Below are 16,352 nucleotides of genomic sequence, written 5' to 3'. Positions count from 1 at the left end.
AATGTATATGTCTAATCAATGCCTTTTAATAGATACTACTGTAACTGTTTATAATCTCTACTTCAAATCATCCTAAACCCTAACACGAAACCTCAAACGATCCCTTACTCGTTTTTAATATAAATTGAATGAATATTTAATTGGGAAGACACAAATGGCAATTTAGTTAATCAATTCATTAATTAAACTGAGCCCTATATTGCTGGGGACTTTGATTGGTTTTTAATTTAAACAATCTGCTAAAGGATTGAGGCTGTTCAAAACCTAATTCAAATGCAATTTCAGAAATACTGAGATCTGTGGTAGATAATTTATTTTTAGCACGGTAAATCATTTTATCATGGATAATCTGTTGGGTGTTTTGACCGGTAAGGTTTCGCAACAGATCGCTTAAATAACTGGCTGACATATGGAGCTGATCAGCTAGGTAATTAACGGTTGGAACTCCTCCAATTAGAACCTTATCGCTATTAAAATAATCCTCCAACAGTTGATCGATGCGCTCGGCAATACTCGGATAGTTCTGTTTTCGGGTCAAAAACTGCCTGTTATAAAATCGTTGGGCATAATTTAGCAACAGTTCGATCTGCGAGATGATCACATTGTGGCTCATGTCATCTATACGGTTCTCAAGTTCTTCTTCTATATTTCTGAAAAGTGACAGAATGGTCTCTTTTTCTTTTCCCGAAAGGTGCAACGCTTCATTGGTAGCATAGGAGAAAAAGTGGTACTGATGAATCTTTTGCGCTAATGGATATTGTAGTAAAAAATCAGGATCTATAAGCAGTGTGATCTGCGGGCTAAGTATTTTTTGTTCTTCAGTTTCCTTTTGCTTATCATCTTCTATAGATGAAAGAATTTGCTGAGGAGCCACAAAAAACAAACCGCCTTCTTTAAAATCAAATTTGGTATGACCATACATTAGCTCTCCTCCCGCATCTGGTTTAAAAGCTATTTTATAATAATTCAATACGTGCGATTTATTAGGTGCACGACCTTTAAGCTGTTTGTCTACACCGTTTAACAAAACGATTAAAGGGTGCTTCGGAGGCGGAAAACCAGATGCCTCCATTACCTCAGCTAATATATTAAATCTTTTTACGGAATGATTCGATTTTTTTGAAACCATATTATAAAAATTCTAGATTACAAGTTAAGCAATATTCGCTTTTCCCAGCAAAAAGAAAAGCGAATAAAAGCATGTCAAATAGCTTAGGTGGCTTAACCTTGGGCTGCTTCTGAAACAGTTTTCCAAGTTTCCCATTCCTGAATACGTTCAGAATAGATACGTTGAATATGTGGTAAATCGTTTTTACCTAATAATAATCTCAACGGAGGATTTTCAGCATCCACAACAGCAAATATGGCTTCGGAAGTAGCAATAGGATTTCCTCGTTCCAGCTTTTTTAAATTTTCCATCAAACTGCTTTTCAAATCATCATAATCCGTCAGTTTTTTACTGGCTATTTTTAGTGATTCAGCACTGCCAAATTCAGTATTATAAGCCCCCGGTTCAATCATTGTTACTTTGATGCCAAATGCCGCAACTTCTTTAGATAAACTATCGTAAATCGCTTCAAACGCAAATTTTGAAGAACAATAATACCCGATTAGAGGATTACTGTAAATGCCAACGGCGCTGGATGTTCCCAAAATATGGCCATGGCCTTGGGCTCGCAGTATAGGCAATGCCGCCTGAATCACATGGATAGGTCCTATAATATTTGTTTCGTACATGGCTTTTACCTCATCAGTGTTGCTCTCTTCGATGGTGCCCACCAGAGAATATCCTGCATTATTGAACACAATATCTAATCTTCCAAAATAGTCGTTGGCCTTGCTGATAGCGTTTTGCACTTGTGAGGCATTGGTTACATCCACTTCAAGTATCAAGACCTGATCTCCATACTTTTCTTTTAATGTAGCAATACTATTGATATTACGTGCTGTAGCAACGACTTTGTCGCCGCGTTTCAAAGCGGCTTCTGTCCATATTTTTCCAAATCCTCTTGAAGATCCTGTAATAAACCAAACTTTTTCTTGCTGTCTATTTTCCATTTTTTAATTGTATTAATATTATGCAAAGTTGGTTTTAAATAGGCGTGATTACGTTGCTAAAATGAGGATTCTCGTAACCAAAATAAAGAAAAGCGAAATGCTGGTATATAAAAGGTAGAAGAGCAAAAAATCTATAGTTACAACACCGATTATAGGAACAGCACGAAAGAACTGTTCTTTAAAATTACCGTTTTTCGTAATTCATAATGTTTAACAAATTATTTTATTGATTATATTTTTAAACATTATAAGTTTACGATATAATATTCAAGTTCAGACTCCATATTTAGTTAAGGATACCTTAAAATAACTCTTTATCAGAAAATTTAAAATCCTGTATTTTGGGTAACGGTCTTATCAAGACTCTTTTATTTCTTACTTTCAATGGCGTGGTTGAACCTAATATTTCATCAGTTTCGGTTCTGATCCCGGTTACAAGATCAAATTTTGTTTCTGTAAATATTGTTTTATCATCAATATAACCTCTAGTTGCGTTATTAGTGAGCTTTTCAACTTTAATTAATTCAAAATTCCCACTCCGATATTTGAAGTGATATGTAATATTTCCAGCTTCAATTTCACTCCACATTTTTAAGACCCCTTCTTCAATAAAAAAATCGGGAATTTGAAAACCATTGAATTTCCCTTGTTTTTCAACCGGATACTGGGATTCGATGATCTTAGTTGATGACACAGCCAGCGCTAATTTTCCGTTCGGCTGAGACAGAAAAATCTGTAATCTTAACGGTCTTGTTTCGTCTACCGTATCCATTTTCACTGTTATTCTATCCATTTTACCATCATTATTTAGATCTCCCTGTTCTTCTCTCACCTGATAGGTAAAATGCTCCTTACTTTTACTAGTTTGAGAAAATAAGTTCAGTGGGATTGATAATAAAATCAAAATAAAATATCTGTACAAGGTTTTCGCAACTTTATCCATTACTTTAGTTTTTCAAAGATTATTAAACAAATTAGCGTGTTTCTCAGTAATTATGGCCAATTACATTTCAAAATTCAAATGAATCAGCAAATGATATTACCATCTAACCCTCTTTAACTCATGCAATACTTTTTTACTGTATTTAGCTGTAACAGATGAATGTCCCTACTAAAAATACACAAGCCAAACTGTTATCATCCAACTTACCTCCAATCATTTGCAATACAAAAGATCACCTGAACTCATCTTACCTATAACCTGGTCGGCATACTCATTTTTTATTATATATAGGAAAGCTCTTAGGTGGGGTTTTCTATTTTCGATATTGAATCCCTTATCTGCTTGATCCTCTATTTTCAGTGCATTGTTTTCATCGGCAGTAACTACACAATATTTAATTATTCGGTCTTTCAAATGCCAGGTATAAATTTTATAGGGCATAATAAATGTTTCTGTGCTGACTTTAGACTTCCCATATTTTTCATCTAATACCGCTACAAATTTTTTGGTATCTTCTAAGGAAATCTTCCCTGCAACCGCGTTAAAAACCATCATCCTGCCATCGATAGTGGTGGCGAAATTAATAGCATTAAAATCAAAACCGTCAAATCTCGCCAGAACATCTTCATTGGAAAAGATTTCCTGCCTGTAATCAATTCGTATTGGTTTTTCGCTTCCGATAAACTCGCCGTCAGAAATAGTGTCAACCCCTATGACCTCAGATTTTATTTGGTAATAGTTGTCATAGGTTTTGTACTTATCTTTAGCTGAAAAATAGGTTGAGGTCTTACTATTAAAGTTGTAATCCTCCAATTCTATGGCCTTTTCCTTTTTACAACTGGTTAGAAAGAGCAAACAGATTAAAACACATCTGATTTTTCCCATTGTTAATTTTACTATAATTTATTGCGATTTTTAAGCCAACTCTAAGATATAAAATTTATATCGGTCTTATCTCTAATTTGTTTTTCAAGTCTAGAACCAATGACAAGGTCGATCAGTTCGAAAATGAGCAAAATATCAAATTGCTTTTAAAGAAATATAACAATGGCTATAGACTTACCTGAAGTTTGATATTTAATGGATGAAGATAAATTAATATAGGAATACCCAGGCGGGTGCACAATTTGATCTTTCAACTTTATGGACAGCCCCTACTCAAATTTTCACTTATAGCAGCCATTCCGGGAACGTTTGCTAGCATTGGAATTGTCACAACTGAAGGACTGATATGGAATAAAATTAAAAAAAGTCCCTTCAGACAACAATACTTTTTACAATAGCCTTAAATTTAATACTTTACATCGGATTGATTTTGCCCGTGTATTTTCAAAAGTAAAGTAATAAATTTGGTATAAAATAGCTACTATATGAACAACGAGAAAAAAAAGAGACCGTTCAACTTGCGTAGATTTTTGTTTAAAGCGTTAACCTGGATAGCTATTGGTGCATTCATTGGAACAATAACAGCAGGCTCTGGCGGTATGATTCCGGACAGCTGGATTCCATTTACCATTATCGGGTTTATTGCACTCTCGTTTTTGTGGGCTATAGTTTTCACGCGCGGGTTGACTTCGAAAATCAAAAAAATGACCGGAAATGGCGAAAATATAGGTGGCGGAAATGCCCAAAGGGTGCCTGCACGGATTGAAAAACTTGAAGAGGTCGGCTTGGTGGTGAATAATTTTAATCATCAATTCAAATTCACGCTTACTGTTTTCCCGGATATGGGAGAGCCTTATCAAACCACGATTCGCCAATTTATCACTATGGGCGATTTACCCAATTTCTATACCGGGTGGTTTGTGGCTTTTATTGAAGACAGGGAAAATCCTGGCTACGGCGTCATGGAAATCAATCCGAATGAAGCTTGGCGGGATAAAGTCTACGATCCGTTAGAAAAGTTCAAAAATGTTAAAGCCCAGAAGGTATATCCCGACAAAGGCTCGTCTATTTTTCCAACTGAAATCGGCAAAGTTTCTGGTGTCCGACTGGCTTTCGGTATAATTCTTTCACTTGCTTTTTTGGGCCTTGGCTTTGCATTGCCCTTTGCCCTATCGGGTAATTTTGACCAGCTGATTTCTGATGTCCGCGATTTACCAAAAACTTTAACGGGGCAAAATGTAGGTAATTTTGACGACGAAAATCTTGACAAGGCCTATCAAAAAGCCATTCAATATATCGGCAATCGAAAGGTAGAAAAAATACTGATTTACGATAAATTTACAAGCTTGAGCGTAGAAGCAGAGGGGCAAAAAAATGCCTACGATGATGTTACGCTGCGCGGTAATTCCGCCGAAGTGAGTCCAAATTCCAGCAGCAGCTCGGTAAATCCCGAAGAGCTGTTTACTTCTGATGAAACATCCTTGCCCATTCTTAAAAAAGTACTTGCCGAAAGCCTTAAAAAGTACGATGTCAAAAACCTCACTTACGTAGGTTTTAGAAAACAGACTAAGATAAGTATAGACAAGAATTTTGAAATAGATATTGATGCCTTGATTAAAGACCCCAAAAAGGCCCAAGAAACCGTCACCGGCAAAGCTCTAAAACAACGTATGGTTATTTTTATGTATTTCAAAGATCCCTATAATTCCACAGTACTCAGCTTTGACGCGACAACCGGCGAAGAAATAAAATAATGGATAATAATCTCTCAACAAAGAGGCTATCACAAAAGAATAGCCTCTTTTCACCTTTATAGACTTACAGCTTAAAAGTAAGTTGTTGTATATTCTTATCCAACAGATCAAACCTTTAAAATATAACTTCATTACTAATCTGAAGTTTCGAATTCTTAAGTGCTTCAAATTCTTTTCTAAGCTCATAAATCATTGATTTCAGATCAATTTTAGAGATACTTTCTTTAGTGTTTGGCCTTGTTTGTAATTCTTTCATTTCACAGCCAATAGCTTCTTGCTCAGTAATCGCATAACATTCAAGACTTCGTTGGTAAAAGACATATTACAAGTATGTTTACACCTTCTCAAATAAATGTATCTAAAAAGGAATTTGAGGCTATACAAATTAATCCAGTTCTAAAAAAAATAATAATGTATGATGGTTTAATCAATACTAAAGCTGAAAAAGTTTTAAAAATTATCTAGAAAAATATCAATCGAAATACAAAATATTTTTCTGGGCGAATGATTTCTACTAGTCAGGCAATAAAAATCCTGGGGAAAAATGCAATACATATTAATGAGGATGAAGCCATTGCTATTTTAGATTTCCTATATATGTTAGCCACATCCTTCAAAAAAGATACTTAATCTTGAATTGGGAGATTGATTGGCTAAAGAAATATTGAACACTAAATTATGGATAATACGAAAATTCTAAAGGCAATTTTTTTGTCGGTGAAAAATATTGTAAAACTCGAACACTTTTCCACATTTAACTAAAACAATGTAACAAACTGAAAATCAACAAATATAAAACACAAAAAAAGGAGACGTTAAAAAATAAACGTCTCCCTAAGCGGAGAGTGAGGGATTCGAACCAATTAATCCAAAGTATTGAAAATTTGATACTTACAAAATACCATTCAATACATTGCTACGAATTTGCCACTACTCTATTATTTTTTAGATAAACTGCAAAAATCTTAACAACCTGACCAAAAATTAAATCTAGTCTGATAGGGCAAAGATAAAAAACTTCAATTTATTTAATGCAAATAAAATTCTATTTTGAATACCGCTAATCTATTTTTTATAATATTAACCAATAATATTTTTGAAGAATAAGCACTGTATTTATTCTTTCAAGCATTCGCACCAAAACAGTTACAAATTGTTTGTTGGCTATTATTTATAGTCAATTATTATAAATGTTTTAAGAATTAGCAATTATGCTATATAAAAATAGCCCTTACAAAGTTGTAAGAGCCATCGGGATGAAAAAAAATTATATCGGGAAATATAATATATTCCCTGTCTTATTTTGCATTATTGATCTTATCCACAAAAGTTTCGATCAATTTGTTTTGAGTAATAAGTATTTGAGTAATCTGTTCCTGATTTTTCAAAAGCTGGTTCATCAGTTCCGGTGAGTTCATATTGATTATTGGTTGATGATTACCTACAATATTAGATCCTTTGAACTGACTGTTTTGGATAAGACTATTATAATCATCAGTCAGATCGTTTAGATCTACCTCAAGTACCTGACTAACTTTTAATAGTGTTTCAAGATCAGGTTTTACATCATCAGTTTCCCATTTGTGGTATGCCGGTTGGGAAACTCCCAACTTATCAGCAAGTTCCTGTTGTGAATAGCCTTTATTCTTTCTTAATCTTGTCAGTTTAGTACCCAGTGTAGTCATTTCACAGTTTTTCAATATGCTAAATTAATAAAATATTGTAAAAGTTTTCATTTTATAACTTTAGTTATTAAGATTATAATCCAAGTTATCGTCATCCGAACTATTTATTTTTATCTTCGCCGCAAAAAACAACTCATTATTAAGAAGATACTGGTATGGTTTACCGTAATGTATGTGGGAACCTATATAATAACTTTGTATCCACCTAATAAAACTTAAATAAATAACTTGTGACATATAATATAATTACTTTAATAATTTATTACGTCATGTCCTGTCGTGTCGTTGAAGTAAATTTGCAATATAAGGATTGGGGCAAACCCCAATGGTCTCATCCTAACGTAAATACCAGCTGCTAAAAGCAGAGAAATGAAAACAATCTAAATAATAAATAATAACTATGCGAAAACTCTATTTAGGGGCATTGTTCTTGTGCATCACAGGGGCATGCTTTGCTCAGGAAGTCCTATGGCAGAAAGACATCAAATCCAATACTCAGGATTTCTTAAGCCAGGTGACCCCAACCGTAGACCTTCAGTACCTAATTACCGGAAGCTCCATACAGTCTAAAAGCCTGTCGCAAGTAGCCAGCAGCCAACAGCAGAACAACGGTTACGATTTCCATCTCGTAAAACTCAACCAACAAGGCGAAGCCGTCTGGGAAAAATACTTTGCAGGCAAAAACCATGATTACCTTTCAGCATCCCTTTCCACTCAGGACGGAGGTTTTATTCTCGCAGGAACTTCGTATTCAGGCAAAGGCCTCGATAAAAAAGACGATTCCAAAGGAGGCTCCGATATTTGGCTCATCAGAATCAATGAATTCGGAGACGAATTATGGCAGAAAACAATAGGCACAACTTCCGATGAAGAAGCCAGAGCCGTCATTCAAACCACTGACTTAGGATTCTTTGTTGCAGGAAACGTTCAGAACTCTGCGCAAGGTTACGGTTCCAAAGATGTTCTTGTCATTAAACTAGACAAAACCGGAAAAGAAATCTCCCAACTCATTCTAGGCGGAAAAGGCTTAGACGAAGTAGAAAAAATGATTCCCACCAGAGATGGAGGCGTTTTATTAGGAATCTATTCCAGAAGCTCTGAGATTCGAGGCTCGGGCTCCGATTCCCCCAATTTGGATTCTGGTACAGGTACTACCACTCCGAATCCCGTATCCCGTTACCCTAAATCCACGAATAATCAGGGAGAAGGCGACTATTGGATCATTAAGCTGAATAAAGACGGTAAAGTAGAATGGGAAAAGAACTATGGAGGAACAGGAGATGATCATTTAAGAACCATGGCCATGACGACTTCAGGCTATATCATAGGAGGTGAAAGCCGTTCCGAAAGATCAGGCAATAAAACCGTAGGCGTAGAAGAAGGAACGGATCTATGGCTAATTTCATTAAATGAAAGAGGTGAAGAAATCTGGCAGAAATCCTACAACTTCAAAAACAGAGATGTTTTAATGGGAATGCATGTCATCTTAGGCCATAATGAAAGAGAAAAGAATAAAGACCTTACCAAAGGAATATTACTCGGAGGCTATACCCAGGCAGAAGGCAGGATAGAAACCGATGATGAAACCTTCTGGATGCTGTATCTGGATGAAAACGGCAATGAACAATGGCGAAAACACGTCAAAGGAGAATCCAGAAAAAAAGAAGAAAGATTAGCAGATATTAAATTAAACAGAGACGGATCCATTATTCTGGCAGGAACCAGTGCTGAAGAATTAGGTAAAGAGAACTGGAAGATCGTAAAGCTGGGCGATCAGCAGATAGATCAACTCATCGAGAAGCAGGATATTAAGATCTATCCGAATCCTGTATCAGATTACGCGTATGTAGAGATTGGATTTGATTTCAAGGAAGCGGATATCACCCTATATGATATGGCGGGAAGACAGCTTCAGAGTTTGAAAACCAAGAGCAAGGTAACGAAGATAAACACTCAGCCTTTGATACAGGGGGCTTACCTGATTACCATAAAAACGGATACCAACAAAACTGCGAATGCTAAACTGATTAAGAAATAAACTGAAATGAAGAAAAATATATTAATTATAATATTGACATGTATAACATACATTGTAAATGCTCAATCAGCAGATTATGATGTGACAGCTCCCAGTGTTTCATCACTTGCAAGTTATATTAATTCACCTTCAAAAAATGCTACAGGAATTCCGGATATTGACATTCCTCTTACTTCTTTACCATCCCATTTAAAGAAAATCAATATCAATATTGGACTTTCCTACCATCCCAATAATACTTTAGCGGATAGTAAAGCTAGTGATGTAGGTTTAGGATGGACTTTATTTGGCACTTCCAATACGATTTATAGAGAAAATAACTCTGGTACTCTAAACAACAACTATATTATCAACCTATTTGGAAAAGTAGGGAAATTTTATTTTTCTAAAAAAACAGACGGAACTCATCAATATGCTAAAATCATTGAAGATCAACTAAAGGTAACATTTGAAGAAATATCCCCCGAGCTTTACCATTTTAAAATAATCGATGAAAATGGTTATAAATATTATTTTGAGACATTAGACCAATCCAATTATTTATATCATCCGCAGAATTTTTCACCCTATAATAAGCCATATACCAGCTGCTATTATCTAACAAAGGTTGAAAATGAAAAAGGAAATGAAATGCTTACATTTGAATATTTGGCAGATGAGTATACAGAAGTGCTGGATCACTATAAATCATTAAAAATAAAAAAAATCATTTCAAAAGACTTTGGAAGTATCAATTTTAGCTATACATTAGATCCAAATGAGAGGAAAACATTCCGGGACCCTTTCAGGTTGGATATGATTCAATTGAAAGATAATAACGGAAACCAGATTGAAAAATATATTTTACAGTCGTCATTACTCGAATTGACCTATCCTAAAAAATTTGATCCCAGCGTAGCCGGCCATACCTGTGGTATGGTTGATGTCCTGACAAAGAGGAGGCTGGATAAAATAGTAAAATACGGAAGAGGAACCAATTATGAAACTACAGAAATAAAATATCCTGCTTTCAGTAATAACAATTTTGATGTAACCGATTATTGGGCGGAATATTCTAATATAGACCCGCTAAAAGTCTGCTTTAAAAATGAATCAGAAAATCCCAAGTATTTAGGAATCGGATTGCTTAGCTCAATTAAATTCCCTAACGGAAGTGAAGTTAAATATACTTTTGAACCTAATCAATATTATGTAGATAAAAGTGATCCTGAATACAAAAATCTCCAGGCTCCACCTTATGAATTGAAAGACAGAGATGCCCAGTATTTTCAAGATATTGCCGTGATACCTTTTGATTATCATAACACCAACGGGGCTGCGCAATTCGGCCAATTCACCCTTACTACAAACCCTGATGAATCTGACGGTTACAGCTACCTGTTCACCAACCTTTATATTGATGAACTATATACCGACAGCCCTTTTCAGCCTGTAAACGGTAATTATGTAGTAAATCTCAATATGAGCAGCGGAGTCAATGATGCAAACGGCTATAAAAAGTATCCTCCGGGCGTTAATCCTTATACGATTAGCGGAACCGGAGGACGTGGAACCATCGTTATTAAGAGAATTCGCTATAAATCTTTACCTATGGAGAATTATTCAACCGGAAAGGGCTTAAGGATTAAAAAAATTGAATATCTGGAAAATAATGCCCCTTTAGTTGGGTTAACTACCAATTATAGTTATCAGAAGTTTGACGGTACTAATAAAACAAGTGGGTATCTGAACGAAAATGTAGATGAAGAAACGGTAGTCTATGAAAATATAAAAGAAACCACCGGACAAAATAAAGGGTTTATTAAATATTATTATAGAACATTACATGATATAAAGCCTCCCAGTCAGGATACTTTAATCCTGGCGGGTACCGAAGTCAGATGTGCTAATCTTTTAAAAAACGGACTTTTAGAAAAGGAAGAAGTTTATAATGCCAACAACGCCCTCATGAAAAAGAATGAAATCATTTCTTATATACTTCCTCTTAATAATAATATTTACAGTACTTACCCATTCCCTATTCCAAAGGTAATATTTGGGCAATATTATGAGACCGTAAGAAACGGGATCATCCAAAATCAAAAGGTAATATCTACTTTTTACAACCCTTCAGCGGTAACTACCGAAACCTCAGAGATTACTAGGGACATTGATGACTTTAATATTGTATATAAAAAAAATACAGAATCTTCCGGGAAAATTACAGAAACCTTTATCACTTACCCATGGGTATTTAAAACCGTAGATCCAAGACTATGGAACGCCCACATAATAAACATTCCTGTCATTACAGAAACAAAAGTAAATGGAATTACTGTTAATAAAAGCGAAATAAAATTTGACGATTCCGCTCATTATAATCCTACTTCGGAGTTGAGCGGGATTTTAAACACGGCATCCGGATCTCAAACAAATATTACTTATGACAGGTATGACAGTAATAACAAATTATTGCAATACACTACAAAAGCAGGTGTTCCTGTATCTATCATTTGGGGATATAACAATACACAGCCTATTGCCAAGGTTGAAGGAGTAGCGTATAGCCAGCTGGAGAGCCTTGGCCTTATTTCAGCCATCGTCTCGGCTTCAGATTCCGATGCCTCTAATCCATCCAATGAGGGAGCTTTAATTACGGCATTAGATAGTTTCAGAAATAACTCATCATTATCAGGGTATCAGGTCAGTACTTATAGCTACGACCCTCTGATAGGGATCACCAGTATCACTCCGCCATCAGGAATCAGAGAGGTTTATTTTTATGATTCGGCTAACAGGCTGGAAAAGATTGTTGATGTGAACGGCAAAGTGTTGAAAGAACTCAAATACAACTACAAAAACTAAGAATTGATGAAAAAAATTATAATTCCTATAAGTACTTTGCTGGTTTCCGGGGTATTATATGCCCAGACTTCACCAAGTACAACAGAAAATTACATCTATACAAAGACCTATTTATCAGACCCTACCATAGGAACTCCTAAAACCTCTGAAACCATCCGGTATTTTGATATTTTGGGAAGGCCAAAACAAGTGGTTAATGTAAAAGCTTCTCCTACAGAAAAAGATGTGGTTTCCCATATAGAATACGATCAGTATGGAAGACCGGTAAAAGACTACCTTCCTGTTCCCCAATCCGGAACCCAGAATGGAGCGGTTTATACCTCTCCATTGGCAAATGCATCTTCCATTTATGGATCAGAAAAGATCTATACTGAAAAAGTACTGGAAAATTCTCCCTTAGACAGAATCCAGCAGCAGATCCAGGTGGGAAACGATTGGAGTACCAAACCGGTAATGTTTGGCTATGATGCCAATACTACAGCGGATAAAGTGAAAAAATATACAACCGGTAGTATCTGGGAGAACGGGGCTACTAAAACGACACCGGGAGAAGGAGCTTTTTTTGCTGACGGCAAATTATATAAAAACTCAGTTAAAGATGAGGATGGAAACAAAACCATTGAATTTAAAAATGGAGACGGACAGGTTCTATTGGTAAGAAAAGTACTTAACATTACAGAAAATGCAGATACCTATTATGTGTATAATGAATATGACCAATTGGCATTTGTTATTCCACCACTGGCTTCTGTAGGCAATATTGATCAAGCCACATTGGATAACCTTTGCTATCAGTACCGCTATGATGGTAAGAATAGATTGGTAGAAAAGAAACTCCCTGGGAAAGGCTGGGAATATATGGTGTATGACGCAGCCGATCGTCTCGTAGTGACCCAAGATGCTAATCTGAGAACAAATAATAAATGGCTTTTCACCAAGTATGATAAGTTGGGAAGAGTGATCATGACAGGAATAGTTCCCGGAAGTGATCGGGCATCCATGCAGGCTATGATAGGAAATAATGTGATTATTGAAAACAGAGATGCGACAGGATTTACCAAAAATGGAATGCAGATATATTACACAAACAATTTCTTTTCCCAAATTGAAACTGTTTTAAGTGTTTATTATTCCGATACCTATCCAACAGGTACCCCTTCATTTGTTCCGACAATTCCTAACCAAAGTGCTGTATTAACGGATAATACAAGCTCAAAGCTAAACACCAAAGGTCTGCCTTTAGCATCTTATGTGAAAAACATAGAAGACGACAGCTGGACGAAAAATTACAGTTATTATGACACCAAAGGAAGAATAATTGGAACGCATTCCGTCAATCATTTAGGAGGCTATACCAAAACAGAATCGGAGCTCGATTTTTCGGGAACCCTAAAGCAGGTAGTGACCAGACATAAAAGACTGAGCAGCGATCCTGAAAAAATGATCACAGAAACCTTTACCTACGATCATCAGAACAGGATACTCACCCACAAGCATAAAATTGACAACGGTGCCGAAGAAATTCTCTCGCAGAACGAATACAATGAGCTTTCGCAGCTAACGACCAAGAAAGTAGGAGGAACAGTTTTAGGAACCGGGCTTCAGGAAGTCAATTACCTATACAATATCCGCGGCTGGATGACGCAGATCAATGATCCCAATAATCTGGGTAATGATCTCTTTGGATATAAGATCAAATACAATCAGGTAGAAGGCCTTCAGACTCCCGATGCTTCCGATACTTCTTTGCAGGTTGTTCCCCACTACAACGGAAACATTGCCGAAGTAGATTGGAAAACAGGAGCCACCCCCAACGAATCTCTGAAAAGATACGGCTATGTATATGATGGTCTCAACCGCCTCTCGGCAGGCTTTTACCAGAACGCGACCAACCCTTCTCTGAGAGAATATTATGAAAAGGCAACCTATGACTTGAACGGGAATATAAAAACAATGGTGAGAACCGCACAAAGAATTGGTGCTACCTCTTTAATGATTGACAACCTTACCTATGAGTATGAAAATGGAAATGCATCCAACCGTTTGCAAAAAGTACGCGATGCTGTTACCATTGCTCAGGGATTCCCATATAAATCGAGCCCTACCAATATAGAATATGATACTAATGGAAATATGACTTCCTTCCGGGATAAAGGCATTTCCTCCATTCAATATAATTACTTAAATTTACCTGCGAAGATTACCCGGAATGCACAGGTAACAGACTATACCTACCGTGCAGACGGGGTGAAAGTGAAGAAGCTCTTTGGAGGAATAGAGACTGATTATCTGGGAAGCTTCCAGTATAAATATACCTATGCCTGGGAAGATGAAACGGGAACTACGATGAACGATGAAATGAAGCTGAGAATCATCCCGACCTCAGAAGGTTATTTTGATGCCTTACGCAACCGGTATTTTTATAATTACACTGACCATTTAGGAAATGTAAGATTAAGCTACAGCGATGCTGATGGAAACGGAATTGTAACCGGGGATATTGTAGTAAATAATTGTTATGATACTCCTGACGGACAGATTTGTAATAACTATATCATCACAGGAGAAGCTGAAGGTGTCACCAACTATTATCCTTTTGGGTTGATGCATAATAGTGAGAACCATAGTTTTGATAATGCCTATCAGTACAAGTACAACGGAAAGGAGTTGCAAGAGACAGGAATGTATGACTATGGTGCGAGAATGTATATGCCTGAATTGGGAAGATGGGGGGTAATGGACCCATTATCGGAATTATATTATAGTTATAATCCGTATAATTATGTTGCTAATAACCCAATTAGATTTATTGATCCAAATGGAATGTGGATTGATATTGAAGATGGAGATAATACATATCGTTATAATAATGGTAAACTTTATACTCAAAATGCCCAGACAAAAAAATGGGATGTTGAAGCAAACGTGAAAAATGATAGTTATGCCGGACAAATTTTAGCGGCATTAACCTCTATCACAGGGGGAGATAAGGACTCGTTTGGAAGTACATTTTTAGGTTTATTTGCCAATGATAATATTAATACTACCATTCAATCTAGTAAAGGAACAGATTGGGAGGGACAAAATGCTACATATACCGACGGTTCAGGAATTTTAACAGATTTTAAACAAGAAGTTATGCCTTATACCTCAATGTTTGGAGAGAAAGAGAAACAACTTCAGAATCCATTTCATATAACATTATTTCATGAAATTGGACATAGTTGGCTAGATCAAACATCTTCTCGTTCTGAACTGGGTAAAACATGGGTTGATAAGGAAAGAAGTGGATTATCGAAGGATTTTTCTCAAGCTGAAATAGCAGCATCATATATTGAGAATCTTCTCCGCTCTGAACAAGGACTACCTATTCGTGTAAGTTATAGCCCAGATGCTGGAAATACTGATACCTTAGTTGATGTTAAAAGTATTAGATGGCAACCTACAATAAAAGGCAATGGGCCTAGTACTACTAAAATAAATACAAATACACGAGTATTTATAATGCCAAATAATGTTCAGAATATATATAATAAAATAATGAATAGTAAAAAATAAGAAAATGAAAAAAAAAATGAATATATGTATATACATATTATTTCTAGCGCTATTTTTTAGTTGTACCCCCCTTTATAAGCAGTATGAATTATTAAATAATAATACAATTAAAAATAGTTTGTATAGCGATCAATCGAAAATCATTAAATCTATTCTCTCAAAAGAAAAAAAACAAGTGATTTTAGTAATTAGTTGGAAAAAAAATATTTTGGTGAAAAATGGCCCTCTATATTATACGGCTTTACTGTATAACGCAGTCAACGGAGAAAAGAAGATTATTAAAACTACCGAACAAAATCCAGATAAAGAAATTTTATTGAAAATAACTTCTGATAAAGAATTTAAAGAGTATCTATACATTCTTGAAAATTATTTGGAGGGAAAAGATGAATATTTACTATCTTTAGAAGATTCCTTTAGTAGTTCGGAAGCTAATTCACCTTATTACTTATATGACTTTGTCAAAAATAAAAAATTGAAAATAAAATCATTTGCTTTTAATAAAAATGGGAAAATAATTCAATGAGAATCTATTTGACCCTTTATTAGAATTATGATTTTAGAGGACATAAAAAATTAAATATTAA

10 protein-coding genes are annotated in these 16,352 nt (G+C 35.5%); 5 read left to right on the top strand and 5 right to left on the bottom strand.

Annotated features, from left to right (window positions below; translation table 11 throughout):
• Positions 1-178: 178 nt before the first annotated feature.
• The 4 genes from P0Y62_01795 to P0Y62_01780 form a co-directional block, all read right to left on the bottom strand.
• The gene (locus P0Y62_01795; protein WEK70288.1) at positions 179-1,129 is read right to left on the bottom strand and encodes a helix-turn-helix transcriptional regulator; all 951 of its coding nucleotides are present in this window, start codon (positions 1,127-1,129) and stop codon (positions 179-181) included.
• A 92-nt stretch (positions 1,130-1,221) separates the two neighbouring features.
• A complete protein-coding gene (locus tag P0Y62_01790) occupies positions 1,222-2,058 on the bottom strand; it encodes an SDR family NAD(P)-dependent oxidoreductase (protein ID WEK70287.1) in 837 nt (278 codons plus the stop codon).
• Positions 2,059-2,359: 301 nt separating this feature from the next.
• On the bottom strand, positions 2,360-3,001 hold the full coding sequence (locus P0Y62_01785) for a hypothetical protein (GenBank protein ID WEK70286.1): 642 nt from the start codon (positions 2,999-3,001) through the stop codon (positions 2,360-2,362).
• 213 nt (positions 3,002-3,214) lie between these two features.
• Complete coding sequence (locus P0Y62_01780) at positions 3,215-3,886, bottom strand: hypothetical protein (protein ID WEK70285.1); 672 nt, start codon at positions 3,884-3,886, stop codon at positions 3,215-3,217.
• Between the two features lie 485 nt (positions 3,887-4,371).
• Here P0Y62_01780 and P0Y62_01775 point away from each other — a divergent pair, with 485 nt between their 5' ends.
• Positions 4,372-5,640 carry a hypothetical protein gene (locus P0Y62_01775; protein ID WEK70284.1) on the top strand — a complete coding sequence of 423 codons (1,269 nt, stop codon included), beginning with the start codon at positions 4,372-4,374 and terminating at the stop codon, positions 5,638-5,640.
• Positions 5,641-6,938: 1,298 nt separating this feature from the next.
• Here P0Y62_01775 and P0Y62_01770 read toward each other — a convergent pair.
• On the bottom strand, positions 6,939-7,325 hold the full coding sequence (locus P0Y62_01770; protein ID WEK70283.1) for a helix-turn-helix transcriptional regulator: 387 nt from the start codon (positions 7,323-7,325) through the stop codon (positions 6,939-6,941).
• A gap of 400 nt (positions 7,326-7,725) precedes the next feature.
• Here P0Y62_01770 and P0Y62_01765 point away from each other — a divergent pair, with 400 nt between their 5' ends.
• From P0Y62_01765 to P0Y62_01750, 4 genes are read left to right on the top strand one after another with little or no spacing between them, the layout of a single operon-like run.
• Positions 7,726-9,363 carry a T9SS type A sorting domain-containing protein gene (locus P0Y62_01765; GenBank protein ID WEK70282.1) on the top strand — a complete coding sequence of 546 codons (1,638 nt, stop codon included), beginning with the start codon at positions 7,726-7,728 and terminating at the stop codon, positions 9,361-9,363.
• A 6-nt stretch (positions 9,364-9,369) separates the two neighbouring features.
• A complete protein-coding gene (locus P0Y62_01760; protein WEK70281.1) occupies positions 9,370-12,207 on the top strand; it encodes a hypothetical protein in 2,838 nt (945 codons plus the stop codon).
• Between the two features lie 6 nt (positions 12,208-12,213).
• Entirely contained in the window at positions 12,214-15,765 is a 3,552-nt protein-coding gene (locus P0Y62_01755; protein WEK70280.1) for a DUF6443 domain-containing protein, read from the top strand.
• A gap of 4 nt (positions 15,766-15,769) precedes the next feature.
• Entirely contained in the window at positions 15,770-16,291 is a 522-nt protein-coding gene (locus P0Y62_01750) for a hypothetical protein (protein ID WEK70279.1), read from the top strand.
• Positions 16,292-16,352: the final 61 nt, after the last annotated feature.

Source organism: Candidatus Chryseobacterium colombiense (assembly GCA_029203185.1).
In the GTDB taxonomy this organism is placed as follows: Bacteria; Bacteroidota; Bacteroidia; order Flavobacteriales; family Weeksellaceae; genus Chryseobacterium; species Chryseobacterium colombiense.
Note: the sequence above shows the minus strand (reverse complement) of the source record. Positions and strands in the feature narration are given on the sequence as shown.

What these genes read in the sequence shown, in the direction of transcription:
- P0Y62_01795 (WEK70288.1), bottom strand. Translation starts at nt 1,129, where the DNA reads ATGGTTTCAAAAAAATCGAATCATTCCGTAAAAAGATTTAATATATTA.
- P0Y62_01790 (WEK70287.1), bottom strand. Translation starts at nt 2,058, where the DNA reads ATGGAAAATAGACAGCAAGAAAAAGTTTGGTTTATTACAGGATCTTCA.
- P0Y62_01785 (WEK70286.1), bottom strand. Translation starts at nt 3,001, where the DNA reads ATGGATAAAGTTGCGAAAACCTTGTACAGATATTTTATTTTGATTTTA.
- P0Y62_01780 (WEK70285.1), bottom strand. Translation starts at nt 3,886, where the DNA reads ATGGGAAAAATCAGATGTGTTTTAATCTGTTTGCTCTTTCTAACCAGT.
- P0Y62_01775 (WEK70284.1), top strand. Translation starts at nt 4,372, where the DNA reads ATGAACAACGAGAAAAAAAAGAGACCGTTCAACTTGCGTAGATTTTTG.
- P0Y62_01770 (WEK70283.1), bottom strand. Translation starts at nt 7,325, where the DNA reads ATGACTACACTGGGTACTAAACTGACAAGATTAAGAAAGAATAAAGGC.
- P0Y62_01765 (WEK70282.1), top strand. Translation starts at nt 7,726, where the DNA reads ATGCGAAAACTCTATTTAGGGGCATTGTTCTTGTGCATCACAGGGGCA.
- P0Y62_01760 (WEK70281.1), top strand. Translation starts at nt 9,370, where the DNA reads ATGAAGAAAAATATATTAATTATAATATTGACATGTATAACATACATT.
- P0Y62_01755 (WEK70280.1), top strand. Translation starts at nt 12,214, where the DNA reads ATGAAAAAAATTATAATTCCTATAAGTACTTTGCTGGTTTCCGGGGTA.
- P0Y62_01750 (WEK70279.1), top strand. Translation starts at nt 15,770, where the DNA reads ATGAAAAAAAAAATGAATATATGTATATACATATTATTTCTAGCGCTA.